This is a genomic window from Arthrobacter sp. SRS-W-1-2016 (assembly GCF_002009585.1).
GTDB lineage: Bacteria > Actinomycetota > Actinomycetes > Actinomycetales > Micrococcaceae > Arthrobacter > Arthrobacter bambusae_A.
In genome coordinates, this window is record NZ_MTPV01000051.1 from 1 (window position 1) to 26,605 (window position 26,605).

Consider the following 26,605-nt stretch of genomic DNA (forward strand, 5'->3'; position numbering starts at 1 on the left):
GGGCTTGCGTTCGACCGGGACGGCTTTGTTGCGCTGTTCAACGCGCAGCAGCTTACGGCCTTCAGGTGCCAGGGTCATGAGGAACTCCATAATTCAGGTGGCGCGGACGCACCACGATGATTCGGTTCCTCCCCGCTCTGTATTGGACCTGAGAGTTTCCGCGTCCCGCCTCGCGGCTGGACGCTTGCACCGTCGGTGAGCCCGGTTGCCCGGACTGCTTTCCAGAGTCGCCTTGCCGCGGCGGTACATGGGCCTGAGAGATTCCTGGGGAGGATTTGCTCCTACGGCGCCTGCTGAAAATGTACCGGCAGGGCTCTCCCGCCGCAGATCATAAGCACATGCCGCCTTTCGGTGACACGTCTCACATGGTATCCGGTGCCTGTGCGGTGCGCAAAGGGCGGCTGTCGCAACTGTCGTGGGCTCCGCTGCGGCCCTCTGGCCCGGACCGCGGCTTTTCATACGGAACTCGGCTCCTGCGCAACGTCTAGCGGACACCCTGGGAGGACCACACGGAAGCCCCGAGTTCCCGTGAAATTGTCCACGCGGCGTCGCGGAGTTCGCGGACGGTGGCCTCGCTTGCTGGCCACTCGCTCGCGGAGAGCACTACCGACAAAACGGCGATGACGGACCCGCTTTCATCGTAGACGGGGGCCGCGATGGACGCCTCGCCAATCACCGCTTCCTCGTATTCCAATCCGAGCGCGTTCTTGCGCACTTCCTCAAGCTGGGATCGGAGGACGGCGGGGTCGGTGATCGTTTCGCCGGTAAATTCGGCCAGGGGCTTGCTGAGCACGTCATTTTCGAACTCGGGGTTGTAGGCGAGCAGTACTTTTCCGAGAGCAGAGGCGTGGGCGGGTAGGTTGAGTCCTGTTTCCGGCATTTGCTCTGTGCCATCGGGGCGGCGGTCGTGATGAATGATCAAAACCTCGCCGAGAAGGTTCACGCCCAGTCGCGTCGCGTAACCGGTCCGTCGAGACAACTCGTGCATCCACCGCATCGCGCGAGCCCGGACGTCAAGGGTATCGAGGTAGACGCTGGAAAGTTTCAGCAGCGCGGGCCCGAGCATGTAGCGGTTTCCGGAGCTTTCCTGGGCGACCAGCCCGTGTGCCTGTAGCGATTTCACGAGTCCGTGGACTGTGGAAGGCGGAAGTTCCAACGCGGCGGCCAGTTCGGAGATTCCAAGGCGTCTGGCGCCTTGAAGGAGCCCGAGGATTTTGGCCGCTCGGTCAATCGACTGGATCACAGCTCCACCACTCTCGCATCATCGGTTGCCTTGTCGGGCCAACAAGTTAATTTAGCCCCTTGACAGTCGGGAACCCTAAACGGCATGATTCGATATTAACGAACGTAAGTCGACAATGTCGAATCTGATCGTCGTCCAATATCACCCCACCGTTCAAAGGAGAACTTCGTTATGGACGAAAACCGCATGTGGCAGCGGCTTGCTGCCGAGTTCCTGGGGACCGCGTTCCTCGTGTTCGTAGGCGTAGGATCCGTGCCCGCCCTCGCCATGGCCCGCGGCACTGCGCCGTTCACCGGCTCCGAGCTGGGCGTCATCTCGCTGTCGTTTGGCGCAGTTGTCATTGGTACCGTCTACGTCTTCGGTTACATATCCGGAAATCACATCAACCCCGCAGTGACAGTGGCGCTTGCCGCAACAGGAAAGTTCCCGTGGCGCGATGTGCCGGGATATCTCGCAGCCCAGGTAATCGGCGCCGTTGCAGGCTCATTCGCCATCATCGGTGTACTCGGCCAGCGCGCCAGCGAACTGGGCCTCGGAGTGGCCTCTTATGGCGAGATTCCCGTCTGGCAGGCCTTCACTGCTGAGTTCATCGGTACTTTCCTGCTCGTCTTCACGGTATTCGGCGTGATCCACCGCAAGGCAGCACCGGGCTTTGCCGGGATTGTCATCGGATTCATCGTGTTCGCCGCGATCATCCCCGTCGCGCCCGCCACGGGGGCATCGATCAACCCCGCTAGGACCACAGGGCCGATGCTCGTGCAGTTCCTAATGGGCGGAACCATTCACTGGGAGCAATGGCCTGTTTATGTTGCCGCGGAACTTGCAGCAGGCATCGCCGCGGGAGCATTGTTCGGGCTCATCTCGCGCACGCAGGCTGACCGCACCTCGCTGACCGTTGCTCTGACCGAACAGGAAACCCGGGCATGAAGAAGCTGATGAACTCCCCGCAGACCCTGCTGGCGGACGCACTGCGCGGTGTCGCCGCCGCGCACGGCCAACTGTCAGTGGACTTCGAGAACCGCATCGTTTTCAGCACCGAACCACGGGAGGGACGCGTCGCACTGGTCTCCGGAGGTGGCTCGGGCCATGAACCGCTGCACAGCGGGTTCGTAGGCCCAGGAATGCTGGATGCCGCGTGTGCCGGTGAGATCTTTACATCACCGACTCCAGACCAGATTCTGGCAGCCGCCACCAGGGTGAACACAGGGGCTGGTGTGCTCTTCGTGGTCAAAAACTACACCGGCGACCTGCTCAACTTTGAAATGGCGGCCGAACTTGCCCGGGAGCAGGGGATCGACGTTGCTTCGGTTGTCGTCGCCGACGACGTAGCGGTTGAGGACTCGACGTGGACAGCGGGCCGACGTGGCGTGGGCACCACGCTGATACTGGAAAAGGTTGCCGGTGCCGCCGCGGCCCGCGGCTGGTCGCTTGAGAAGGTACATGCGCTCGCCAAACGGATCGCCGACGCGGGACGTTCCATGGGAGCGGCGCTTACCAGCTGCATTGTTCCTGCCGTAGGCAAGCCCAGCTTCGATCTCCCCGAGGACGAAATGGAACTTGGCGTCGGTATCCACGGCGAGCCAGGACGCAAGCGTGTACCGATGATGTCGGCCGCGGAGCTGTCCCACGCGTTTGTCGAGTCGATCACCACCGACTATGACTTCAGCGGCAAACCGGTCATCGCTCTGCTGACCGGCCTGGGAGGAACCCCGCTGATCGAACTCTACGCAATGTTCGCCGAGGTCTCCGACCGCCTTAACGAGCTCAACATCACGATAGCCCGTTCATTGGTTGGCAATTACGTCACCAGCCTCGACATGCGGGGCTGTTCCCTGACTCTGGTCGGTGCAGACAACGAAATTCTCGACCTCTGGGACGCGCCGGTGAACACCCCCGCCCTTCGCTGGAACGATTGACATGCCAGAAACGCTCACGATCGATGCGCTGCAGAAGTGGCTGCACCGCTTCGCGTCCGAAATCACAAGAGAAGCGGACTGGCTGACCGAACTGGACTCGGCGATTGGAGATGCCGACCACGGGACCAACATGGTCCGAGGCACAGCCGCAGTGGTCACCAAGCTCGATGGCGGTATGACAGGCACCGTACAGGAACTGCTTAAGGCCGTCGGCATGACCCTGGTATCCACCGTGGGTGGAGCCAGCGGATCCCTGTACGGCACCTTCTTCATTGAAATGGCCCGAAACAGCCCCTCGGATGCGCAATTGAACGGATCTGAATTGGAGAGCGCGCTGCATGCCGGCGTCAACGGCATCATTGCACGGGGACACGCAACGGTTGGCGACAAGACCATGATTGACGCCCTCGAACCGGCCGTCACGGCACTGTCCGAGTCCTTGGCTGACGGCCAGCAACTGCAGTGCTCAATTGCGGCCGCCGCCGCTGCGGCGACGACCGGCCGGGATTCCACCAAACCGCTCGTCGCACGCAAAGGCCGGGCGTCCTACCTCGGTGAGCGCAGCGCCGGACACATCGATCCGGGAGCCGCGTCAGCGGCCATCCTGCTTGCAACGCTGGCCGCCAGCATCGGGGAAGGAACCCCATGATCGGCATCGTACTCGTCTCACACAGTGAAGCCCTCGCAAATGCCGCGATGGATCTCGCCCTGCAAATGGTTCACGGCGTGCAACCTCCCATCCGGATCGCCGCGGGCGTGGCCGGAGGCTTCGGCACCGACGCAACAGCAATCGCGTCCGCAATCGATGACCTCGCCACTACTGAGGGTGTGCTCGTGATCACCGACCTCGGATCAGCGATCCTTAGCTCATCCCTGGCATTGGAGATCCGCAGCAGCACCTACGAGGTCTTGATCAGCGACGGCCCCTTCGTCGAAGCAACTACGGTGGCAGTGGTCAGCGCAACGGCAGGCAGTTCGCTGGCCGACGTTGCCGCTGAAGCGAGCAACGCCCTCGGCGCAAAGAAGACCCAGACCGCGACCGGAGCAGGCGCTTCAGTCGCGGAAGACACCGATCCGGAGAACCCCGCCGCCAGCGCAGAGGAACGTCTGATTAATCCGATGGGCCTGCACACCCGCCCGGCAGCCCTGCTCGTGCAGACGGCCGGGGAGTTCAGTGCCGACATCGAACTCACAAACACCACCGCCGGGCGGGGACCGGTCAGCGCATCCAGTGTGATCGGTCTCCTGTCCCTCGCAGCGAGCAAGAACGATCAGCTCCGCATTGATGCCAACGGCCCCGACGCCAGCCGGGCCGTGAACGCCGTAAAGCAGCTCGTCCTCCAAGGGTTCGGCGAGCTTTCCTAGCCTCCATCCCCAACGCTTTCATCCCCCTCTTTCCGCTGTCCTATCTACAGAACCGGAGTACTTCCATGCCCACAGCCGTGCGTCGACACATCATCAATAACCCCCACCGCGTCATCGACGAAGCCCTGGACGGTTTCGCCCTGACCTATACGGATCTCGTGACATTCAACAACGAACACAACCTGATCTCCCGCAAAACCCTGACACCCGGCAAGGCCGGAATTGTCTCAGGAGGAGGCTCCGGCCACGAGCCACTGCACGCCGGATTCGTCGGAAGCGGCATGCTCGACGTGGCCGTCTGCGGCGCGGTGTTTGCCAGCCCCACCGCAGACCAGGTGCATGCGGGCACCAAGCTCGCCAACACAGGCGCGGGCGTCGTGCAAATCGTCAAGAACTACACCGGTGATGTACTCAACTTCCAGATCGCCGCATCCTTGGCCGATGACGACGGCGTCCCTGTAGAGCAGGTCCTGGTTGACGACGACCTTGCCTCCGACAACGGCAACGACGGCCCCGGACGCCGCGGCACCGCCGCAGTGGTCACCGTCGAGAAGGTATGCGGCGCCCTTGCCGAGCGGGGCGCCGGTGTTTCCACGATCGCCACACGCGGCCGCGACGTCGTAGCGCGTTCCCGCAGCCTGGCGATCGCCCTGGATGCGGGTACGCACCCCGGGGAGTCCGTTGCAGCGTTTGAGCTGGAACCACACGAGGTGGAATACGGGGTGGGCATCCATGGCGAACGCGGCACCGGCCGCATCGCCTATGCACCCGCCGACGATCTGGTCGAACAGCTCGTGACCCCGCTGGTTTCCAGCCTGCAGGTCAAACGCGGCCAGTCGGTGATCGCAATCGTGAACGGCCTCGGCGGGGCGCACCCGCTCGAGCTATCCATCGCAGCCCGCAACGTACACAACCTTCTGAACAGTCGTGGCATCAGCATCGCGCGTTCCTTGGTCGGCACGTACGTGTCTTCCCTGAACATGCACGGCCTGTCCGTCACCCTGACCGTCGCCGATGACGAGCTGATCGGCCTGTGGGACGCCGCAGTCCGCACGCCGGCCCTCTCTTGGTAACAACACAACAACCGAAGGAAAGACCATGACCAACCTCATCGACGGCAGCACCGCACTGGCGTGGTTCACCGCGTTCAGCGAACGATTTTCCTCGACTCAGGCTTATCTGACGGAGCTTGACCGCCTCGCCGGTGATGGCGACTTCGGCGTGAACATCGGCGCCGCCCTGGAACGCACGCAAGCGCGTTTGCCTCCCGCCGCGGAAGCGACCTGCACCAGTGTGTTCGAGGCCGCAAGCCGTGGCTTTATGGCCACCGGCGGCACCAGCGGACCGCTGTTCGGGATGTGGTTCCGTGACATTGCGAAAGGCACCAAGAATGACGCGGCAGCAGTCATTGACATCGCCCAAAGCATCGCCGCGGGCCTGTCGACCATCAAGAAACTCGGCGGCGCTCGGGTCGGTGACAACACAATGATCGACGCATTGGAACCGGCCTCCATTGCCCTCACCGCAGGGGCCGAGCTCGGCAGTACGCTAGGCGAGGCGCTTCTTGAAGCAGCCCTGGCTGCCCGGGCCGGTGCCGAGTCCACCGCCAACCTCATCGCCGCGCGCGGCAGGGCCACTTACGTGGGCGAACTCGCGCGAGGGGTGCTCGACCCCGGCGCGGTCACCATCGCACTGTTCTTTGAGGCCGGCGCGGACACCATCGGCGCCGGCCGGGCCACCAGCTAACCATCGCCGGGATGCTATGCACACGATGTGTGGAGGAGATGCTGCTAGATCCTGCGATAGCTAAGGTCGAAGATCATGCGTCCGGCCTCGTGGGCCTTGTTCTCGAAGCTGGTGCGGATGCGGCCATCGAAGCGCGGAGCCCATCCGCCCACGTGATCCACTCCCTCGTTGGGGCCGGTGTGCTCGGTGCTGACCGGTGCCCGTCCTTCCTTGACTGGTGCCCCGCCAACCATGGATTCGACTCCCGATTCCCACACTTGGGTGAGGGGGCTCTCTGCGCCGGTTCGCTCGCCGTCGTGCACGTTCTCAAACTCGGTAGAGCCGGCAAGGACCTCGCGGACGTGGATGGCGTAGTTGGACCAATCTGTGGCGATCCGCCACAGGCCACCCTTCTCGAGGGACCGCGCAGCGAGTTCGGCGAACGCGGGCTGGATAAGGCGGCGTTTGTGGTGCCGGGATTTGTGCCACGGGTCCGGGAAGAAGACCCAGAGCTCGCTGACTGAGCCTGCGGGGAGCATGGTGGCCAGGACCTCGGGGGCGTTGGCCTCCACGACGCGGACGTTGCTGAGTCCGCGGCTGTTGATCTTGATCATGGTGTTGGCCAGCCCGGGGGTATAGACCTCAACGGCGAGGAAGTCCTTGTCCGGGTTCTCCTCCGCGGCGTGGCATACGGCATCGCCGAGTCCCGAACCGATTTCGACGATCAGCGGCGCCTTGCGCCCGAACTCCGCTTCGGCGTCGAACACGTAGTCCGGGTGCACTGAAGTGTTGGCAACGTGCCGCGGAACCTGGATGGCCCAGCGGTCCGAGTGTTCCTCCCACGCGGCCTGGCGGCGGCCCTGAAGCCGCGTCCCGCGGCGCACGAAACTGACCGGCCGGCCGCCGTACGTGCCGAAGGAGGCCTGGCTGCCGGGGGTCACGGGGCGCGAAGACTGCGGTGTTTCAGGGGTTTCTGGGGTTTCACTCATCTCCTCCAGAATACCGTTGCGGCACCTAACGTCCGCGGCGGACCCTGGGTGCGCTCCCGTCATGAGCCGCCCCGGTATGAGCATGACTGCCAGAATGGGTTGGTGACCCCCGCTTCAAGCGCCCCCAAGAACACCAAGCCGCACCCCGGCGTCCCCGAGATCCTGATCGACGCCGAGATCGACGAGCTTCCCGCGCCCGAGCCCACTCTCGTCAAGACGCGGGGCGGACTCGTCTTCCTGGGGATCTGCCTGGTGCTCATCGGCCTGAATCTGCGGACGGTTTTTTCGAGTTTTTCGGCAGTCCTTCCGGAAGTCACCGCCGACGCCGGGTTGCCGGGCTGGGCGGTGGTTGTCCTCACCACTGTGCCGGTGACATTGCTGGGTGTCTTCGCGCCGCTGGCGCCGATCCTGGCCCGCCGGTTCGGTGCCGAGAGGGTGTTGCTCGGCGCGATGGTAGTGCTCACGGCGGGACTGCTGATCCGTCCCGTGGATCTCGCCGGCGCCGGGCACTTGCCGGCCCTCCTTGCCGGTACCGCGGCGTGCGGCGCCGCGATCGCGCTCTGCAACGTGCTGCTGCCCGGCGTGGTCAAGCGTGATTTCCCGCACCGGCTCGGGCTCATGGGCGGTCTGTATACGACGGCGATTTGCGCGTCAGCAGCGCTTGGCGCCGGTTTCACCTATCCCGTCTTCACGGCGACCGGCAACTGGACCTCGGCGCTGTGGTTCTGGGCGCTGCCCGCCGCCGTCGTACTTTTGCTTTTCCTCCCTCTGGCGATCCGCCAGCATCCCGTCCGGCACAACGCCGCCGACGGCGGTGCGAACGTCTGGCGTTCCGCCGTCGCCTGGCAAGTCACCATCTTCATGGCGTTGCAGGCGATGATGTCCTTCAGCGTGTTCGCCTGGCTGGCGCCCATTCTGCGTGATCGCGGGATCGACGGCGGGACGGCCGGCCTGATCGTGTCCGTGTCGATCGTGTTGCAGATGCTTGGTTCGTTCATCGCTCCGGGGCTCGCAGCCCGGTTCAAGGATCAGCGCGTCATCAACACCGTGGTGGCGCTCATGACCGGCGGCGGCTTCGCCTTGAGCATCTTCGGACCGACGGACCTGATTTGGGTGTGGACCGGACTGCTGGGCCTGGGCCAGGGGAGCCTCACGGCTGTGGCGTTGACCATGATCATGTTGCGGACCCGTGATTCGCATACCGCGGCGCACCTTTCGGGCATGATGCAGGGCGTCGGCTATGGCTTGGGCTCCACGGGAACCCTGATGGTCGGCCAGTTGCACCAAGCGACCGGTGGCTTCGCGGCTGCCGGCATCCTATTCCTCGTGGTGGGATCCCTGGCGGCCTTCTTCGGCTTTCGCGCGGGCCGGAACCGCTACGTCGGCTAGCCCAACTGACTCGCAGTTGTTGTCGTTTTCGGGCCTCTAAACGACAACAACTGCGAGTTCGTTGGGGAGGGAACGCAGCGAGGCGGCATAATCGGGTACATGGTCATGCTGGCACCCTCGCGCGAGCTGGACGGGCTCGATCGGCGGATTGTCGGCGCTCTCCAGGTCAACGGCCGCGCTTCCTGGCGGCGCATCGCCGAAGTCCTGGGCGAACCCTTCAGCACCGTGACCCGCCGTGGCATCGCATTGTTGGATTCGAGCATCGTGCGCGTGGCCGGCCTGGTGACGCTCGGCCCGACCCACCTTGTCGAGGTTCACTGTGAGCCCTCGCGGTTGGTCGCCATCGCGGAGGAGCTTTCCCGCGACCTGGACGCCATCTTCGTCTATGCGCTCACCGGTCCCACCCGGCTCCTGTTCGAAGTACAGGCCCGTCCGGGACGCCTCTCGAGCCTTGTACTGGAGGAACTACCAGCCCTCGACGGCGTGGTGCAAGTGAGCGCTTCGCCCGTCATGGAGTATTTCCGCACGGTGGCTGAATGGCACCCGGGCCCGGTCACCGCCGAGGAAACTGCCGCACTCCAGGAAATGCCGCCTCCACCGTCCCGGCCGAGTGCGAGTGGAGCGCTCGACGACGTCGACTCCCACCTTGTGCGGATCCTCGTGGCTGACGGTCGCGTTCCAGTCACCGAGCTGGGGGAGGCCGTAGGACTTTCCGCGCCTGCCGTGCGCCGACGGCTCAACACCCTTCTCGAGGAGGGCACGCTGAGTGTCCGGGCGATCGTTGAGCCCTCGGACATCGGCCTTCCGATCGAAGCCGTGGTCTGGGTCCGCACCGCCCCGTCCGACGCCGTCGAGGTTGGCCGACTGCTCGCTGAAGCGCCCGGGGTCCGCTACGCGGTCATGGCAATGGGCGAATTCCAGCTCATGGCCAACGTCACGCTCGCCAGCTTGAACGAACTGCGCGATTTCCTCACGTCATCTCCGTGGGCTGCGCGTGCCCTGGCCGTGCGCAGTTCGCTCGTGGTGCGAGCGTACAAGCGCGGTGGCGTGCGCATGCCCGCCCTCGGGTAAGGCTTCCTGAGGCTTTCCAGGGATTTCCCGGCCGTTTGTTCCTTTGGCGCGCCCATTCCCGGTTACCTCCTGCCCTGGTCCGGGTTTCGTGCACGCCAAGAAACTTTGCGCACACCCCTAGTCAAATGTGATCCATCGCACTATCGTGGTTCATTAATTCCACTTGAGGCAAAGAAATGACTCAAAAGGAAACTAGATGAAAGCAAGATGAATCATGACAAACGATTTGATTTACCGTGGAGCCGTGGAGCTCGCTGGGCTCCTGCGCTCGCGGCAGGTGTCCGCCACCGAGGTCCTCGAGGCGCACCTGGACCAGATCGACAAGCTCAACCCGCTGATCAACGCAGTGGTGACCCTCGATGAAGAGGACGCCAGGGCGGCGGCCGCGGAAGCCGATCGGAAGATTGTGGCCGGAGAGCCGGTGGGGCCGCTCCACGGGCTGCCCATTAGCTTCAAGGACGCGGCGAACACCGCGGGGATGCGCACCACCTTCGGCCACCCGCAATTCCGGGACCACGTTCCGACAGAAAACGATCTGCACGTCCAGCGCATCCTCGACGCCGGAGCCGTTCGGGTGGGCAAGACCAATGTCCCCGAGTTCGCCGCCGGATCCCACACCTTCAACCGTGTCTTCGGTGCAACGCGCAATCCCTACGACCCCGGCAAGTCCGCCGGCGGCAGCAGCGGCGGTGCCGCGGCGGCCCTGGCAGCGGGCTTCCAGCCGATCGCCGACGGAAGCGACATGGGCGGCTCCCTCCGCAACCCGGCGTCGTTCTGCAATGTCGTAGGCCTTCGCCCAACGCCCGGCATGGTCCCCAATGCGGATGGCAACAACGTCTTTTTCCCGCTCGGTGTGGCCGGACCCATGGGCCGCACGGCGGCAGACGCTGCGCTCCTGTTTGAAGTCATGACCGGCGTGTCGTCAGCGGATCCGCACTCGGTGTTCTTGCCGGATCCCGAATGCCCTTCGACCGAACCGTCCCCCACGGATTTCGCCGGCCTGCGTATCGCGTTCGCCCCGAGCCTCGGCGGCCGGATTCCGGTGAGCCGGGAGGTACTCGACGTCATTGAACCGCAAGCGGCCGTCCTCGCTGCCCTCGGTGCCCATGTCGAACTGGACTGCCCGGACCTCGACGGTTCCGAGCAAGTGTTCCGCGTACTGCGTGCGGCCTCTTTCGATTCGATGTGGGGCGAACAGCTTGCCGCGGAACCCGATGCCTTCAACCATTTCCTCGCCGGCAACATCCGCGAAGGTGCCCTGCTCACAGGCCGCGACGTAGTCCGCGCGGAGGAAGGAATGACCCGCCTGATTCGCAAGGCGGCCGGATTCTTTGAGCGTTACGACCTGGTTATTGCCCCTGCGTCCCAGGTTGTCCCGTTCGACGTCGATCTCGAATACCCCACCGAGATCGAGGGGCAACGGCTCCAGAACTATCTCGACTGGATGCGTGCCCCGTACCTGTTCACCCCGCTGGGCCTCCCTGCCCTGTCGGTTCCGGCCGGATTCACCCCGGCCGGACTTCCCGTAGGCCTCCAGATGGTCGGAGCGCGTGGCAGCGACGCCCGCCTCCTCCACCTGGCTTCCGCTTTCGAGAAGATCTCTTCCTGCTCATCCGTTCGCCCCCAAGGAGCTGCAGTTCTATGAGCACTACCCTGGCATCCCCCAAGAGACTGACCATTGCCTCCGTCCCCATCGTGGGCATGATCATCACACCGTTCCTCCCCTTCGTATCCACACCAACGCTCTGGCTTGGCCTTCCGTCGGCGATCGTCTGGATGGGCCTCATGATCGTCGCTACGATCGTCGCCCTGCAGATTATCGAGCGCACGTACCTTCGCGAAGGCGGTGCCGAACTCGATCGGCTCGAGGCTGAGCGAAGCGCCTTTGAATTCGCTGCCGTGACGAACAGCGCTACCAACAGCCCGGCCACCATCACCGAAAGGCAGGGCCACTGATGCTTACAGTCGCCATCATCATCGGAATTGTCGGCATCGGCGCGCTCGGTATCGTAGGCCGCCGGCGCCAGACTGAACTCTCCAGTTGGACCGTCGGCAAGCGGGATTTGCCCCGTTGGACCAGCTGGTTCCTCCAGGCAGGCGAGTCGCTGACCACCTTCAGCTTCCTCGGCCTCGCCGGAATCGCTTTCGGAGGCGGCGTTGCCGCGCTCTTCGCTGTCGCCTACCTGACCATCAACTGCATCGTCCAATATTTCGTGATTCCCCGGCAGCGGGAGCTCGGCGCAAACCGCGGCTACCTGACCATGGCGGACTTCTTCAAGGACCGGTTCAACAGCAAGGCCTTGGGCAAAACCGTGGCCCTCGTCGGAGCGGTCTTCCTCATCCCGTACCTGCAACTGCAGATCACCGGGCTCGGTTTGATCGTCCAGCTCGCGACGGGCAGTGAATCGGCCCGCGGCTACAGCATGGCCGTGGCAAGCGCGCTGGTGGTGGTCTTCGTGATCTGGGCGGGGATCCGTGGGCTGGCCAAGGTGGCTGTTTTCAAGGACTTCGCCATGCTGGCTGCCCTGGTCATCGTGTTGGCCGGTGTGGTGGCCGGGATTGGCGGCATCCCGGATATCTTCGCCAAGGTCATGGATACCGCCCCGAGCTACCTCACCATCAGCCGTCCGGGATTCGACGCGACCTTCTGGGTGACCTCGGTCATCGTGACCAGCATCGGCGCCGGGCTCAACACCTTCCCGCACTTGTGGCCGCCGGTCCTCGCCGCGAAAAGCGGTGCCGTGCTGCGGGACAACGTCAAATGGCTTGCGGTCTACCAGTTTCTCCTGCTCATCCCGATCACCGCCGGAATTGCCGCCACCTTGGTCCTCGATCCGAAGACCAAGAGCAACTTTGTCCTCTTGGGCATCGCCCAGCACACCTTGCCAGAGCCCCTGATCGCGATCATTGCCATCGGCGGCGCGGCGGCCGCCATGGTTCCCGCAGGCGCGATCGCCATGGGCATTTCCTCGCTTGTCTCGAACAACCTGCTGTTCGTGAAGAACCCCAAGCTGCGGTTCCGGATCAATCACGTGGTGGTCGCGATCGCCGTCGGACTGGCGCTGGCCTTCGGGCTCGCCAAATCGGACATCGGAGCGCTGCTCCTGCTCACGTACGGCGGCCTCACCCAGCTCGCACCCGCCGTCGCCATCGCGATCGGCCGCAAAGTGCGCATCGGTGCCGTTCCGGTCAACTTGGGGATCATCGTCGGCACGCTCACGGTAGCCGTCATTACCTTCGGCAACATCCCTACGGGCGGCGTGGATTCCGGCCTTATTTCCCTCGCCCCGAACCTTGCGGTGCTTGCCGTCGCTGAACTTATCCGCCGTCGTCGCGTTCCGCAGGCAACAGCCCAGCCAGCGGAGAACACGGGGCAACCCTCGGCGGAGCAACAGCCGGTAGCGGGGCACAGCACCGTAGGAGCCGAAGCATGACGCGGGCCGAGCTCCCCCACCACAAGGAACACCACCAGGGACCGCTGGCCGGCACGCTCGTCGTCGACCTCTCCCGCGCCCTTGCCGGTCCGCACGCCGGCATGATGCTCGGTGACCTCGGCGCCCGCGTCATCAAGGTGGAGAATCCCGACGGCGGAGATGACACCCGCGGCTGGGGGCCGCCGTTCGTCGACACCCCTGAGGGTCGCGAGTCCACGTACTTCCTTTCGTGCAACCGGAATAAGGAGTCCATCCGGCTCGACCTCAAGTCGGCGGAAGGCAAGGCTGCGTTGCGGGAACTGCTGCGGCGGGCGGACGTCCTCGTGGAGAACTTCCGACCGGGAACCCTGGACCGCCTGGGCTTCGACCCGGCGAGCCTCGAAGAGTTGAATCCGCGGCTGGTGGTTCTCGCCATCAGTGGCTTCGGCCACGACGGGCCGGAGGGGCATCGGGCCGGTTACGACCAGATTGCCCAAGGCGAAGCAGGGCTGATGTCCCTGACAGGGGCAGGTCCGGGGGACCCACAGCGGGTAGGCGTGCCGATTGGGGATGTCCTGGCGGGAATCCATGGAGCCTACGGTGTGCTGGCGGCTCTGTTGGAACGCGAGCGGACGGGCCGAGGCCAAATAGTACGCACCTCGCTGTTGTCCTCGATCGTCAGCGTGCTCGCTTTCCAAGGCACGCGCTGGACAGTGGGTGGCGAGGTTCCGCAAGCCCAAGGCAACCATCACCCGTCGATCGCGCCGTATGGCTTGTTCCGCTGCATGGGAGGCTCGGTGCAGATTGCCGTGGGATCCGAAGGCTTGTGGCGGCGTTTCGCGGAGGAGTTCGGCTTCAGCACCGAGGACGAACGCTGGCGGGACAACCAGTCCCGCGTTGCCCACAGGGCCGCGCTGATCGAAGCCATCGAATCCGCGTTCTCAGGGTCCGACGCCGAAGAGCTGCTCGCGCGGCTTGAAGCGGCCGGGGTGCCGGGAGGCAAGGTCCGCTCCCTCGACGAAGTCTTTGCCTGGGAACAGGCTCGAAGCCAGCACTTGGCGGTTGAACTCCAGCACCCCACGCTGGGACGTATCGAGGTCCCCGGATCGCCGCTGCGCTTCTTCCGGCCGGACGGCACCGAGACCACCAGGTTGCGGCACTCTGCGCCGCCGAGGCTCGGAGAGCACGACGACGCCGTCCGCGCATGGCTTGACGGGGCCGCGTTGCTCGGCGCGGCATCAATTGGCTCGGGGGCGTCATGACGGCGGTGACTGAGGCCGCCCGGCCCTCGGAGCCGGGCACCGTTGGAACGCGGCAGCGCCGCCTTGGCGGGGCGGAGTTCCTCAACCAGTTCCTCGACGTGGGGAGTTTCCGCAGTTGGGACCGGCCGGTCCCTGCGCCGCCGGGGGCGGATTCTGCCTACCTCGCTGACCTGGCCCGGGCCCGGGAGCGCAGCGGCGCCGACGAGTCCGTGCTCACGGGCGAAGGGACGCTGGATGGGCAGCCCGTGGCCGTCCTGGCCAGCGAGTTCGCCTTCCTCGGCGGCTCGATCGGGCGGTCCGCCGCCAAGCGGATCGTCGCAGCAATTGAAGAAGCAGGCCGACGTCGGCTGCCCCTCGTGGTCGCACCGGCGTCTGGGGGCACCCGCATGCAGGAGGGCACCCTGGCTTTCCTGCAGATGGTGCGGATCACCGAGGCGCTCACGGCGTACAAGCGTCTCGGACTGCCCTATCTGGCCTATCTCCGGCACCCGACCACTGGCGGCGTCTTCGCCTCGTGGGGATCGTTGGGGCACGTGACTGTGGCGGAACCGGATGGGCTGGTTGGCTTCCTGGGCCCTAAGGTCTACGCCGGACTCACCGGGCAGGCGTTCCCGGAAGGCATCCAGAGGAGTGAACACCTCTTCGCCCATGGGACGGTCGACGCCGTGTTGGACCCACGGGGATTCAGGAACCTTGCCGCTGAGGTTGTGGGGATTCTCGCGGGCCGGGGGTCGTGGATGGACGCCGGGAGATCGCCGGGTCAAGCCGCGTCCAGCGGTGACGCTTCCGCATGGGATTCGGTCCTGCGGACTCGTAACGCCGGACGTCCCGGTCTGGCCGAACTGCTCGACAACGGGTTCGGACGCCTCGTGCGCTTGCACGGCACCGGCCGTGGGGCAGCTTCGGCGAGTACCGCCGTCGTGCTGGCCGAACTCGAGGGCCGGCCCGTCGTCGTCGTGGGCCAGGACCGCGCAGCCCAGCGGGCCGGGAGCGTCCTCGACGCGGCGGGTTTGGCGCAGGCCCGCCGGGGAATGCGCCTCGCAGAGGAACTGGGGCTGCCGCTCGTGACGGTGGTGGATACTCCGGGGGCCGAGCTTTCGGCGCGAGCCGAGGAGTCCGCAATCGCGGGCGGGATCGCCGATTGCATCGCGGGAATGCTCGGACTTACTGTGCCGAGCGTTGCCGTGCTCCTCGGCGAGGGGACTGGTGGCGGTGCGCTCGCTCTTGCGGCTGCCCGCCGCACGGTGGCGGCAGAGAACGCCTGGCTCGCTCCGCTGCCCCCCGAAGGTGCCAGCATCATCGTGCACGGTGACACCTCGTTGGCGGCCGAGCTGAGTGAGCGGCAACGGATCGGAGCACGCGCACTCCTCGAGGATGGTGCCGTGGACGAGGTGGTAGGCGAGGGCGGGGGTTTCATCAAGCGCCTCGCGGAAGCCGCCTCCCGGCAGATCGCCGCGCAGCTTTAGCCCAACTGACTCGCAGTTGTTGTCGTTTTCAAGCCTCTAAACGACATTAACTGCGAGTCAGTTGGGTCCACACGGGGGGAGTTTAGTGTGTCAGGTCCTTGCCCTTGGTTTCCGGGATCATGAAGGCGAACGCGATGCCGATGGCCAAAAGGATCACGGCATAGACGTTGAACATGTTGGCCTGGCCGATGCTGCCGAGCCACGTCTGCAGGTACGGGGCCGTCCCGCCGAAGACCGCAACGCAGATGGAATACGGGACGCCGACACCCACGGTGCGGATCTTGGTCGGGAACAGCTCCGCGTACACGGCAGGGACAATCGAGGCGCTGCCGGCAATGAAGAACAACATGACAGACATCGAAACAGCCAGCTGCCACGGGGAGTCCTTGAGGAGCCAGGTCATCGGGAAGTGCAGCAACGCCGCCCCCGCGGAACTTACGATCAGCACGGGCTTGCGGCCGATGCGGTCGGACAGCTTGCCCCAGAACGGCAGCGACGCAATGAAAGCGATGTTGCCGATAACCCCGGCCCACAAGGCTGCTCCACGATCCATCTTGAGCGAGCTGGCCGCGTAGCTCGGAGCCACGACGCCCCAGATGTAGTAGACAACAGTGAGGCCAACGGTCAGCCCGATCACCTGCAGGGCTTGCTTGCGGTACTTGACGATCTGCGGCCACATGGGCTCGCGCTTTTCCTTCGGTACCTCGGCTTCGAACGCCTCGGTCTCCTTCATCTTGGCCCGCATGACCAAGGCATAGATTCCCAAGGCACCGCCCACCAGGAACGGCACACGCCAGCCCCAGGCGTTCATGTCTGCCTTGCTCAGCACCCCGGTCAGGATGGCACCCAGCAGGGTCCCGGCAAGGATGCCGGCGGTGCCGGACGTGTAGATGAGCGTTGCCCAGAAGCCCCGCTTTTCCTTGGGCGCCATTTCGGACAGGTACGTTTGCGACGACGGCAGCTCGCCACCGTGGGCGAGGCCCTGGATGAGGCGGGCCACCAACAGCATGACGGATGCCAAGGCTCCAACAGCTTGGAATGTCGGGGCGATACCGATCAGCAGGCTGCCGAGGGCCGCGAGACCGACGGCGAACGTCATGGAGGTCTTGCGGCCGATCCTGTCGCCGATCCAGCCGAAGACGAAGCCGCCGAACGGTCGGGCCACGAATCCGACGGCGAAGATCGCCAGGGTGGAGAGGACCGCGGAGGTGGCGTCGGCACTGCTGAACAACGCGCTGGCGATGAAAGGCGAAAACGTGGCGTAGATTGCCCAGTCGTACCATTCGACGGCGTTGCCGATGCCGGTGCCGATGAGGGTCCGCAGGTGGGACTTGTGAACCTGCACTGTGGCTGAAGCGCCTACGGTTGCGGTCATGTCTTGCTCCAAGGTCTTGGGTGGTGGTTAGTTGCCGGCGGCGAGGGTGGCGATGCGGGAGACCGCGAGCTCTGCGTAGAGCGCCGCACCATCGGATAGGACGCCGTCGTCGAACGTGGCGTAAGGGGAGTGGTTGAACGCTGAGGTGGTGTGGTCCACGCCCCGCGGCACGGCGCTGAGGCCCACGAAGGTTCCGGGAACTTCGGCCAGGACCCGGGAGAAATCCTCCGAGCCACTGATCGGCGTGGCCCAGCGGGAGAGCCGGGAACCGCCGAACATGTCCGAGATGACGTTCTCGGCGGTGTGGGTCTCGTCCTCGTCAGTGACGGTCATGGGGTATTCGCCGCGGTAGTCGACGTCCACCTCCAGGCCGTGCGCGGAGGCAATGCCCTTGAGCAGCTGCGGAATCGCAGTCATCATCCGCTCGCGGGAGGCTTCCGAGAACGTGCGGATGGTCGCTTCGAAACGAGCGGATTCGGGGATGACGTTGCGCTTGGTACCTGCCTGCAGGACGCCCACGGTCAGGACTACGGGATCGAACATGTTGAACTGCCGGGTGATCATGACCTGCAGCGCCGTCACCATTTCCGCGGCCGCCGTGACGGGGTCCTTGGCCGCATGCGGCGCCGAGCCGTGACCGCCGGCCCCGAGGACCGTGACGAAGAGCCCGTCCGAGGCGCTCATCATCACGCCAGGTTTGGTGCAGAACCGGCCATATGGCTCCAGGGAGGAGAAGACATGCATGCCGTAGGCGGCGTCAACGCGGCGGCCAGCGGCGTCCAGGACGCCTTCGCGGATCATGTGGCCCGCGCCGTCGAAGCCTTCTTCGCCCGGTTGGAACATCAGGACGACGTCGCCGGCCAGCTGATCGCGTCGCTCGGCCAGCAGGGTTGCGGCTCCGGCGAGCATGGAGGTGTGGAGGTCGTGGCCGCAGGCGTGCATGGCGCCGTCGATCTTCGAGGAGAACTCGACGCCGGTGCGCTCCTGGACAGGAAGGCCGTCCATGTCGGCGCGGAGCAACACTGCCGGCTTCCGGGCTGAAGCGTGTGCCGCGCCGCCGCGCAAGACCGCGGTGACCGACGTCGTGCTCTCGCCAAGGGTGATTTCGTACGAGAGTCCGTCGAGCGCCTTGAGCACCTTTTCCTGGGTGCGCGGGAGGTCCAGGCCGATTTCCGGTTCCTGGTGGAGCTCGTGACGGAACCGGGCGATTTCTCCCTGCATCTCTTTGGCGTCTGAGGCGATCGACATCTGTTCTCCTGTTTCCTGAACGTTTGGTAGGTATCCATAGCCATTGTGGAGTGACTAGCCTCACAATCTTCAAAAGCCATGAAAAAATTCAGGATCATGCCAGAATTAACAGGAATCGCGCATCATCTACGGAAGGATCGCTGATGGAACTCAGTGAAGAGGACCTGCGGCTGATCAATGCCCTCCAGATCTCGCCGCGGATCAGTTGGTCCGACGCCGCTGAGGTCCTGGACGTCCACGCAACCACTTTGGCCTCCCGATGGGACCGCCTGCGCGAGTCCGGAGCGGCCTGGACCACGGCGCACCTCATGGGCGACCCCAAGCATGCCTGCCTCGCCCTGCTGGACGTGGACTGCGAAATGCACCTCAGGCCCGAGGTGACGGCCGCGCTCGCGGCGATTCCGGAAATCATCACGGTTGAGGAGGCGGCCAGTAACCGCGACCTCATGCTCACGGTCATTACCCAAGACCTGGGCGAGTTCAGCACCCGGCTCTTGCCCCAGCTCAAGGAAATCCGGGGGCTCACCAAGTACCGGACCTCGCTTTGCACCCGGATCCACACGAGCGGCTATGCATGGCGGCTCAACGTCCTGAGCCGGGCGGAGCAGCAGGCGCTGCGCGCCCTCGCCGGGCCGGAAGCGCTCAATCCGTCGGCCCCCTACGCGCAGGTCACCCCGCTGCCGGAGAGCCATATGGCGCTCTTTCCCTTCCTCGCCCGGGACGGAAGGGCCTCCGCCGCGGAGATCGCACGTGCCCTCGGACGGCACCCTGCCACGGTGCAGCGGCAGCTCGGCCGCGTGCTCGCGAGCCGGATGCTGTCCTTCCGTTGCGAGATCGCCCAGCAATTCTCCGGCTATCCCATGACGTGCCAGTGGTTCGCGAATGTTCCAGCAGGCCAGCACGAAGCCGCGGCCGCAGAGCTACGGGCCGTCAGGAACGTCAGGTTCACCGCCTCCACCACCGGCAGCACCAACTTTGTGATCATCATGTGGCTGCGCTCGCTGGCCGAGGTCATGGAGATGGAACTCGCCATCCAGCAACGCATTCCCGGGATCGAACTCGTCGAAAGCGTCGTGATGCTGAGCACGGCCAAGCGGGTCGGGTGGATGCTGAACCCGGACTCGACGGCGACCGGCGCTGTCGTGCCGACCGCCGCCGTCGTCCCGCCCACCGCTGCCAGCCTGGCCTAGAGGCCAGCGTTGTAGACGTCGAGTCCGAAGCGGTTCAGTCCGGGGGTGCCTGCGTAGCCGAGGTAGGGGAGGCCGAAGGTGTCTTCAATGCTGGCCAGCAGGCTGTAGTGGTTGTAGGGCGTGGTGGACCACGTGCCGCCCTTGGTGAAGGGGGAGATAACCAAAGCGCCGACCCGGCCGCCGCCTTGTCCGACAATTCCGGGAAGCGGGGAGTTGGGTCCGGGGCCCTCGCCGCAGCATGCGGACGCGTCCGATTGGGGGCTGTCGGATTCGTCGAAGGTGATCACCAGGAGACCGTCCTGGCGGAACGCGGGGGACGAGGTGATCATCGGAACGTACTGCTTCAGCCATGCATCCGCGCTGGTCAGGCCTCCAGGCTGTCCGTCCACACAGGGGGAGTCGTGTCCGTCGTGGCAAAGGTTCGGCGTGATCATGGAAAGGTTCGGCGTAGTCGCGACCGACGCAAGATCTGTGCTCAGGGCCCCGAGGTCTACATCGTTTTTGGCACAGTCCGGTGATCCCGTGATCCCCGCGAAGTAGACGAAGGGATTGTGTCGGGCGGCGTACTGGTCCCCGACCTTCGCCTTCTGGGTGTCATCGGCTGCGCCGAGGGCCGGGTGGCGGCACGGTGTGCCCATGTCCTCCATGTAGCCTTTCCAGGTCTTCCCGGCCGCCGTCAATTGGCCGGCCACGGTGGGCACGTCGGCAGGGAAGACGCAGCCATCTCCAACGGCTTGGCCGGGCGCTGCCGTTCCGGTCTTCACGAACGGAGAGTAGGTCTGGCAATCGGCCTGCATCTGCGGGTTGGGGCCTTGACCGGAAATCTGCGCAACGTAGTTCGGCTGCGAGTTGTGTGCCGTGCCGAAGTACTGGTTCAGCAGGACGCCTTGGTTCCGCAGTGTGGTGGAAAGGTACGGCGCCGCCGAACCCGGTCCCCACGTCGTGTCGTACCCCTTGTTTTCGAGGTTGATCACGAACACGTGCTTCGCTCCCGGGAGATACCCGGAGCTCTGCGCGGTTTGGGGTTCGCTTGCCTGTGCTTCCGTCTGCTGCAATCCGAAGACGATGCAGGAGGCGCCCAGCAGGACAACGAGCAGCGCAGCGAATCCGAGCCGCATTTTGGAAATGGTGAAGTTTTTGAAGGTCATGGCAAGATCCATCCGTCCGCAAGTGCTTTCTGTTTCAAGCCGGTCCACTCTTCCTCCGCCGGCGGCCCGACCGGGGAGCATGCCGGTCCGGCGGCATAAGGCGGCACGAGGTACGTCGGGGCGGCCAGATTGGGTGCCGACTGGAAATCGAGCACTTCGGCGATATTGAGGGCGGCGTTGTCCCGCGGGGTCAGGGGTTGAAGCCCCCAGCGCCACTCGATGGCCTTCAGGACTGAGGTGTGGTCGTAGGTGTCATGTGCCACGAATTGCCTGCGGGCGCGTGGGGAAATGACCATGGACGGGACGCGGAAGCCGCGCTGGGCGGTATCCGGATTGCTGTCCGGTGCGGTTTGCGGTGGCACGTGGTCGTAGAACCCGCCCCATTCGTCGTAGTTGACCACCAACATCGTGTTCGCCCAGTTGGGACTCTTGGTCACGGCGTTGTAGACCTCCGCCAGGAAAAGCTCGCCGGAGCGGATGTCGGCGTGCGGGTGGTCGTCGCCGGAGGTTCCGCTGGACTCGTCCGTGAAGCGGGGATCCACGAAGGACACCGAGGGCAGCTTGCCGGAACTGCAGTCGCTGAGGAATTCGGCGTAGGGCCTGGAGATGCCGACGTACTTGGTTCCCCAGAGGGCGGTGAACGGAATGTCGCCGTAGTAGTACTTTCCCTGCACGCCGGCGGCCGCCAAGCGGTCCCAGATCGTGGGCATGGTGCTGGTGACGGTCGAGTTGTGGAGCCTGTCCGTGGCCGCGGAGTGCTGGTAGAAGCGGTTCGGATACGTTTCGGCGAGGGTGGCTGCGAAATAACGGTCGCAGACAGTCCAGTCGGGACCAGCTTGGCGCCAGAAATCGAGATCGCTCGAATCGTAGTATCCGACCGCGAATTCATCGTTCTCGCCTGCCCGCAACCAGCCGTCGTTCTTGCCGTTGTTGAACTGGATCCGGCCGCCCTCGTAGGAATGGTCAGGGTCCGGATGCCCGCAGCCCTGGAAATCCGTCAGGTGGTGCGTTGTATGGGGGATCCCGTAGCGGTCAATGTAGCTCAATCCGGCCTGTTTTCCATCCGCGCCAGGCATCCAGCCAAGGAAATGGTCGAACGAGCGGTTCTCCATCATCACCACAATGATGTGGTCGATCCCGGAAGCACCGGGTGGGGGGAGGGTGGCCGCGGTAGGCGCAGTCCTCACGGTGGCGCCGCTGACAAGCGTCGCAGCCGTGGCAGATCCGGCAACTGACAGGAAATTGCGTCTTGTGAAGTTCACGCCCAGCAGTTGATCACGGAATGATTACGGGAACAACCGATAGTCGGCTATTTAGTACAGTGTTTGCCCAGAGTTAATTTCAGGTGAACGTTAATCACTTGAATGGATTTTAACGGCTCCCCCAAACCCGCTTGGCCTTCTAGGCTGGGATGATGACAAGCCACGACGCAACAGCAGGCATACTGCAACGCCCTTATCTCCTGGCGACGGCGGGTGCCTGCGCGTTGGTCTTCCTGGCAGCTTTCGAATCCATGGCTGTCACCACCATCATGCCGCTCGTGAGCCGCGATCTGGACGGCGCCGGACTCTATGCGTTGGCGTTCGCGGGTCCGCTGGCCACGGGCGTGATCGGCATGGTGGCCGCAGGGAACTGGGCGGACCGGCGTGGTCCCGCCGCCCCGCTCTACGCATCCGTGGCGCTGTTCGCGGCTGGGCTGCTCATCGCCGGTACCGCGGTTTCCATGCCGATGCTCGTGGCCGGCAGGCTCGTCCAAGGCCTCGGCGGCGGCGCGATGACCGTGGCGCTGTATGTGGTGATCGCCCGGGTCTACCCCGCCAGGTTGCATGCCCAGGTCTTCGCCGCGTTCTCGGCGTCCTGGGTCATTCCCTCAATGATCGGTCCCTTCGCCGCAGGCGTGGTTGCCGAGTTGAGCAGCTGGCACTGGGTATTTCTCGGCGTCGTGGGCCTCGTGGTTCCGGCTGTGGCGATGATCCTTCCCGCCATGCGGGGCGTACGTTCCGCGCCGGACGCGCGGAAGACAGGCTCCCCGGACGCGGGCTCACCCGACGCGGGCTCACCGGACGCCGGCTTTCCGGAGATGGCTTCCGGTGAGGCAAAGCCCGGACGCGCCGTCGTTCCCTGGGCGTTCGGCCGCATGGGGTGGGCCGCGCTCGCAGCCCTTGCCGTTCTCGGCCTGAACCTGTCCGGGCAGGTGCCCGGCGTCGGTTGGGTGATTGCCGCCGTCGCGCTCGTCACGGCCATGCTTGCAGTACGGCCGCTGGTCCCGCGCGGCACCCTCGGTGCGCACCGCGGACTGCCGAGCGTCATCCTCATGCGCGGAGTCGCCTCCGCAGCCTTCTTCGGCACCGAGGTTTACGTGCCGTACCTCCTCACCGAGCGATACTCGTTCGCCCCGGCATTTGCCGGACTCGCGCTGACCGGATCGGCGATTGCCTGGGCAGCGGCGTCCGCCGTCCAAGGCCGCATGGGTTCCCGGCTTGGCAATGCCTTGGCGGTCAAGATCGGGTCTGCGCTGGTGCTCGGTTCGGTGGTCATCGTCCTCGTGACCACGGTGTTTTCGTGGTCCGCAGCAGTGGCGATTGCGGGCTGGCTGTTCGCGGGCGCGGGGATGGGCCTGATGTACCCGCGGCTGAGTGTCATGACCCTGGCACTCTCCAAGCCCGAGGACCAAGGCTTCAACAGTTCTGCGATGTCCATTTCCGACTCCCTTGGTGGCGCCCTCTCGCTCGCGGTGACGGGACTCGTCTTCGGTGCCCTCACGACGACGGGGGGCTCCTTCGCGGGGGTGTTCGTCCTGACGTCGGCCATAGCCGTTGTCGGGCTCATCATTGCGCCGCGGGTCGCCTCCCGCCGGCCTTTGGGTGCTGAACGTGCGGGGGACGCCGAGGCGCGCAGCGCCGCCGAAGCGGACGACGTGCGGGCCTAGTCCTTCGCGCCCTGGCCCGTCCGGGTGGCGCGGAGCACGCTGTCGATGGTGGTGGCGTGTTGGCCCTCCGGGCCCGTCACCGCGCGTTCCCGGGAATCGGCAACGTTGATCCGCCACGAGCCCGGGCCGCTCGTGAGCGCGTCCACCACGTCCTCGGGCGTGAAGAACTTGTCCTTCATGTCCTTGTGCCCGCTCCACGGAGTCAGTCCATCCGGATGATGCCCGACAACCAGCAAGGCGCCGCCGGGAGCCACGGCCGCCGCGGCCGAGGCCAGAGAATCGCGCCACGGAAGGAGCGGTGAATGAAGGAACTGGGAGGACACGAGGTCGAAGCCCTCGTCGGGGCGCCACGAGCCGAAGTTCCGCTGCAGCCACGTGATCCGGTCAGGTAGCCCGACGTCGGCGGCATGGGCTTCTGCCCGTTCAAGAGCGACGGCGGAGACATCCACCGCTGTCACCGTCCACCCATGCTGGGCGAGCCAGATCGCGTCCGCGCCTTCTCCGCAGCCGAGATCCAGGGCGGTCCCGGGAGCCAGTCCCTTGGCTTCGGCGATCAGCTGCGGATTGGGATTCCCGCTCCACCTCTTTGGCTTTTCCCGGTACACCTCGTCCCAGAACTGCGCCGGGTCGGCGTCGCGGTCAGGGTTGCTGTGAAGGTGGGCTCCGCTGTCGTGGATTTCGCCGTTCAGGTGGGTTCCGCCGTCGTGCTGGTGCGTCATGGCTCAAGCCTGCCCCGAGGTGCCCCCGCGAGGCAACGCCTGTCCCCACCCAACTGGCTCGCAGTTGTTGTCGTTATGAGCCGTCAAAACGACAACAACTGCGAGCCAGTTGGGTGGAACGAAGCCCGGGTGAAGGTGCCATGTGGGAGGGCCGGCTGTTCGCGGATGCTAGAATGGGTTTACTTGATGTGCAGTGATGCCCGCTTAGTCCCCGAATTTGGCTTGGTTCCAAACTTGGGAAGTGGGCTTTTTTCATGTGAGAGGCACATCCTGCGTCGATGAACGCGTTTTCTCTGGTCCCGGCCACGGCTTATTGCCTACCGGTCGATCACTGACTTTTTCCTCGGCGAACCCTTGGCCCAACCGGCGTCGGGGGACGATGTCCGTTGGACACCGCCAGAAAGACCTTTGAAACACATGACTACTTTTGCTGCCCTTGGCACGCCCAAGGCCATCGCCGAGTCCCTCGCTGCAGATGGCATCGAAGAAGCTTTCCCCATCCAGGTCAAGACCCTCCCGGATACGCTCGCAGGCCGCGACGTCCTCGGCCGTGGCCGCACCGGCTCCGGCAAGACCATCGCTTTCGCTATCCCGCTTGTGGCACGTCTCGCCGAGCGCGAAGCCAAGCACTTCCGCAAGCCCGGCCGCCCGATGGGTCTGGTCCTTGCGCCGACCCGCGAGTTGGCCACCCAGATCAACGCCACCATCGAGCCGCTGGCGAAGGCCATGGGCCTGAACACCACGGTCATCTACGGTGGCATCTCCCAGGCCCGCCAGGAAAAGGCGCTGCGCGCCGGCGTCGACATTGTCATCGCCTGCCCGGGCCGGTTGGAGGACCTCATCCGCCAGCGCATCCTGACTCTCGAAGCCGTCGAGATCACCGTCCTGGACGAGGCCGACCACATGGCCGACCTCGGCTTCCTCCCGGTGGTCAAGAAGCTCATGGACATGACTCCTACCCAGGGTCAGCGCCTGCTCTTCTCCGCGACGTTGGATAACGGTGTTGACAAATTGGTCAACCGTTACCTGTCCAACCCGCTGACCCACTCGGTGGACGACCCCCAGGCCGCCGTCACCACCATGGAACACCACGTCCTCGTGGTCAACGACCAGACCGTCAAGAAGCAGCTGATCGTGGAGCTGGCCTCCGGCGCCGGCCGCCGCGTCCTCTTCATGCGGACCAAGCACCACGCCCGCAAGCTTGCCAAGACCCTGACCGACTGCGGCATCCCCGCTGTCGACCTTCACGGCAACCTGTCGCAGAATGCCCGTGACCGCAACCTGGCCGAGTTCTCCAGCGGCGAGGTCCGGGTCCTGGTCGCCACCGACGTCGCGGCCCGCGGCGTGCACGTGGACGACGTCGAACTCGTCATCCACGTCGACCCGCCCACGGAGCACAAGGCTTACCTGCACCGCTCCGGCCGTACGGCCCGCGCAGGTTCCGACGGCACCGTGGTCACGCTGACGCTCCCCGAGCAGCAGTCCGACGTCAAGAAGCTGATGAAGGCTGCCGGCGTCGACGTCTCGTTCGAACGAGTCACGGCCAACTCTCCCCTGATTGCCGAGCTCGTGGGCCAGGTCGCCGACAAGGTTGACCCGCGCACTCGCGCCGCCTTGCTCGCAGCGAAGACCCAGCAGCCGGGCGGCGGAACCTCCACCGGTGCCAACGCCCAGCGCAAGCGCAACCGTCGCACCACCCAGGCTGCACCCACTGCGGGTGGCCGTGGTGGTCGCGGGGGCCGCGGCAAGGTTGCGAGCGAGCCCGTGCGCACCGACATCAACCGCGCTGAGCGTCGCGCAGCAGCGAACGACGACGTCGCCCGCAGCTCGCGTGGACGCGGCAACGCTGCTTCTGCTCACCGCAATGACGTTCCTGCTGCTCGTGGCCAAGGTGCTCAGGGTGGTCGCAGCGGCCGTCCGGCGACAGGTCAGCGTGCTGCCGCGGGCAACCGCTCGGCTTCTGCACCGCGCACGGAATCCGCAACCTCAACGCGCACCGGTGGCAACAAGGCCGTCTGGTCCTCGAACACGGGCGGCAACTCCGGTGGCTCCTACGGCTCGGGCTCAGGCAACTCGGGTTCCGGCCGTCCGGCCCGCAGCGGCCCGCGCCGTGCTTCGGCTCCGGCGTCGAACGAACGCCGCGGCCGCTAAGCCCGT

At 65.1% G+C, this 26,605-nt stretch carries 23 protein-coding genes and 1 riboswitch; of the genes, 16 read left to right on the forward strand and 7 right to left on the reverse strand.

Going from position 1 to position 26,605, the window contains the following annotated elements; translation table 11 throughout:
* Nucleotides 1-231 precede the first annotated feature (231 nt).
* A riboswitch (glycine riboswitch) is annotated at nucleotides 232-331 on the reverse strand.
* A 153-nt stretch (nucleotides 332-484) separates the two neighbouring features.
* Entirely contained in the window at nucleotides 485-1,243 is a 759-nt protein-coding gene (locus BMF89_RS12480; RefSeq protein ID WP_078107429.1) for an IclR family transcriptional regulator, read from the reverse strand.
* 171 nt (nucleotides 1,244-1,414) lie between these two features.
* Between BMF89_RS12480 and BMF89_RS12485 the strand changes: the two genes are divergently transcribed.
* The 6 genes from BMF89_RS12485 (at nucleotide 1,415) to BMF89_RS12510 (ending at nucleotide 6,270) form a co-directional block, all read left to right on the forward strand.
* Nucleotides 1,415-2,170 (forward strand): MIP/aquaporin family protein, encoded by a 756-nt coding sequence (locus BMF89_RS12485; protein WP_078107430.1) that lies wholly within the window; start codon nucleotides 1,415-1,417, stop codon nucleotides 2,168-2,170.
* Nucleotides 2,167-3,159 (forward strand): dihydroxyacetone kinase subunit DhaK, encoded by a 993-nt coding sequence (gene dhaK, locus BMF89_RS12490; protein WP_078107431.1) that lies wholly within the window; start codon nucleotides 2,167-2,169, stop codon nucleotides 3,157-3,159. Before BMF89_RS12485 ends, dhaK begins: the two co-directional genes overlap by 4 nt.
* Before the next feature lies 1 nt (nucleotide 3,160).
* A complete protein-coding gene (gene dhaL / locus BMF89_RS12495; protein WP_078107432.1) occupies nucleotides 3,161-3,808 on the forward strand; it encodes a dihydroxyacetone kinase subunit DhaL in 648 nt (215 codons plus the stop codon).
* Nucleotides 3,805-4,524 carry an HPr family phosphocarrier protein gene (locus BMF89_RS12500; RefSeq protein WP_078107433.1) on the forward strand — a complete coding sequence of 240 codons (720 nt, stop codon included), beginning with the start codon at nucleotides 3,805-3,807 and terminating at the stop codon, nucleotides 4,522-4,524. The genes dhaL and BMF89_RS12500 overlap by 4 nt, the downstream gene beginning before the upstream one ends.
* A gap of 65 nt (nucleotides 4,525-4,589) precedes the next feature.
* Nucleotides 4,590-5,597 carry a dihydroxyacetone kinase subunit DhaK gene (locus BMF89_RS12505; RefSeq protein ID WP_078107434.1) on the forward strand — a complete coding sequence of 336 codons (1,008 nt, stop codon included), beginning with the start codon at nucleotides 4,590-4,592 and terminating at the stop codon, nucleotides 5,595-5,597.
* Between the two features lie 25 nt (nucleotides 5,598-5,622).
* Nucleotides 5,623-6,270, forward strand: a complete 648-nt coding sequence (locus tag BMF89_RS12510) for a DAK2 domain-containing protein (RefSeq protein ID WP_078107435.1) — start codon at nucleotides 5,623-5,625, stop codon at nucleotides 6,268-6,270.
* 44 nt (nucleotides 6,271-6,314) lie between these two features.
* Here the strand turns inward: BMF89_RS12510 and trmB are convergent, their stop codons facing one another.
* Nucleotides 6,315-7,238, reverse strand: coding sequence for a tRNA (guanosine(46)-N7)-methyltransferase TrmB (gene trmB, locus BMF89_RS12515; RefSeq protein WP_078107436.1), 924 nt, complete (start codon nucleotides 7,236-7,238; stop codon nucleotides 6,315-6,317).
* Between the two features lie 102 nt (nucleotides 7,239-7,340).
* Between trmB and BMF89_RS12520 the strand changes: the two genes are divergently transcribed.
* The 7 genes from BMF89_RS12520 to BMF89_RS12550 all read left to right on the forward strand — a co-directional run bounded on the left by BMF89_RS12520 (nucleotide 7,341) and on the right by BMF89_RS12550 (nucleotide 15,839).
* Complete coding sequence (locus BMF89_RS12520; protein ID WP_078107505.1) at nucleotides 7,341-8,627, forward strand: MFS transporter; 1,287 nt, start codon at nucleotides 7,341-7,343, stop codon at nucleotides 8,625-8,627.
* A 99-nt stretch (nucleotides 8,628-8,726) separates the two neighbouring features.
* Nucleotides 8,727-9,698, forward strand: coding sequence for an Lrp/AsnC family transcriptional regulator (locus BMF89_RS12525; RefSeq protein ID WP_078107437.1), 972 nt, complete (start codon nucleotides 8,727-8,729; stop codon nucleotides 9,696-9,698).
* Between the two features lie 214 nt (nucleotides 9,699-9,912).
* Entirely contained in the window at nucleotides 9,913-11,343 is a 1,431-nt protein-coding gene (locus BMF89_RS12530) for an amidase family protein (RefSeq protein WP_078107438.1), read from the forward strand.
* Entirely contained in the window at nucleotides 11,340-11,654 is a 315-nt protein-coding gene (locus BMF89_RS12535; RefSeq protein WP_078107439.1) for a hypothetical protein, read from the forward strand. Before BMF89_RS12530 ends, BMF89_RS12535 begins: the two co-directional genes overlap by 4 nt.
* Nucleotides 11,654-13,132: a sodium:solute symporter family protein gene (locus BMF89_RS12540; protein WP_253190807.1), complete on the forward strand. Its 1,479-nt coding sequence runs from the start codon at nucleotides 11,654-11,656 to the stop codon at nucleotides 13,130-13,132. Before BMF89_RS12535 ends, BMF89_RS12540 begins: the two co-directional genes overlap by 1 nt.
* Nucleotides 13,129-14,373, forward strand: a complete 1,245-nt coding sequence (locus tag BMF89_RS12545; RefSeq protein ID WP_078107441.1) for a CoA transferase — start codon at nucleotides 13,129-13,131, stop codon at nucleotides 14,371-14,373. Before BMF89_RS12540 ends, BMF89_RS12545 begins: the two co-directional genes overlap by 4 nt.
* On the forward strand, nucleotides 14,370-15,839 hold the full coding sequence (locus tag BMF89_RS12550) for a carboxyl transferase domain-containing protein (protein WP_078107442.1): 1,470 nt from the start codon (nucleotides 14,370-14,372) through the stop codon (nucleotides 15,837-15,839). Before BMF89_RS12545 ends, BMF89_RS12550 begins: the two co-directional genes overlap by 4 nt.
* 82 nt (nucleotides 15,840-15,921) lie before the next feature.
* On the opposite strand, the gene BMF89_RS12555 is transcribed toward BMF89_RS12550, so the two are convergent.
* Together BMF89_RS12555 and BMF89_RS12560 are read right to left on the reverse strand one after the other, a co-directional pair.
* Nucleotides 15,922-17,214: an MFS transporter gene (locus tag BMF89_RS12555; protein ID WP_078107443.1), complete on the reverse strand. Its 1,293-nt coding sequence runs from the start codon at nucleotides 17,212-17,214 to the stop codon at nucleotides 15,922-15,924.
* Between the two features lie 27 nt (nucleotides 17,215-17,241).
* A complete protein-coding gene (locus BMF89_RS12560) occupies nucleotides 17,242-18,462 on the reverse strand; it encodes a M20 family metallopeptidase (RefSeq protein WP_078107444.1) in 1,221 nt (406 codons plus the stop codon).
* Between the two features lie 143 nt (nucleotides 18,463-18,605).
* Here BMF89_RS12560 and BMF89_RS12565 point away from each other — a divergent pair, with 143 nt between their 5' ends.
* Nucleotides 18,606-19,652, forward strand: coding sequence for an Lrp/AsnC family transcriptional regulator (locus BMF89_RS12565; RefSeq protein WP_078107445.1), 1,047 nt, complete (start codon nucleotides 18,606-18,608; stop codon nucleotides 19,650-19,652).
* On the opposite strand, the gene BMF89_RS12570 is transcribed toward BMF89_RS12565, so the two are convergent.
* Nucleotides 19,649-20,800, reverse strand: a complete 1,152-nt coding sequence (locus BMF89_RS12570) for an alkaline phosphatase family protein (RefSeq protein WP_078107446.1) — start codon at nucleotides 20,798-20,800, stop codon at nucleotides 19,649-19,651. The two genes, BMF89_RS12565 and BMF89_RS12570, sit on opposite strands and share 4 nt — an antisense overlap.
* The gene (locus BMF89_RS12575) at nucleotides 20,797-22,062 is read right to left on the reverse strand and encodes an alkaline phosphatase family protein (protein WP_078107447.1); all 1,266 of its coding nucleotides are present in this window, start codon (nucleotides 22,060-22,062) and stop codon (nucleotides 20,797-20,799) included. The genes BMF89_RS12570 and BMF89_RS12575 overlap by 4 nt, the downstream gene beginning before the upstream one ends.
* 152 nt (nucleotides 22,063-22,214) lie before the next feature.
* Here BMF89_RS12575 and BMF89_RS12580 point away from each other — a divergent pair, with 152 nt between their 5' ends.
* Complete coding sequence (locus BMF89_RS12580) at nucleotides 22,215-23,729, forward strand: MFS transporter (protein ID WP_078107506.1); 1,515 nt, start codon at nucleotides 22,215-22,217, stop codon at nucleotides 23,727-23,729.
* Here the strand turns inward: BMF89_RS12580 and BMF89_RS12585 are convergent.
* Entirely contained in the window at nucleotides 23,726-24,448 is a 723-nt protein-coding gene (locus BMF89_RS12585; protein ID WP_078107448.1) for a class I SAM-dependent methyltransferase, read from the reverse strand. The genes BMF89_RS12580 and BMF89_RS12585 overlap by 4 nt on opposite strands.
* Nucleotides 24,449-24,865: 417 nt before the next feature.
* Between BMF89_RS12585 and BMF89_RS12590 the strand changes: the two genes are divergently transcribed.
* Nucleotides 24,866-26,599: a DEAD/DEAH box helicase gene (locus BMF89_RS12590; RefSeq protein ID WP_078107449.1), complete on the forward strand. Its 1,734-nt coding sequence runs from the start codon at nucleotides 24,866-24,868 to the stop codon at nucleotides 26,597-26,599.
* Nucleotides 26,600-26,605: the final 6 nt, after the last annotated feature.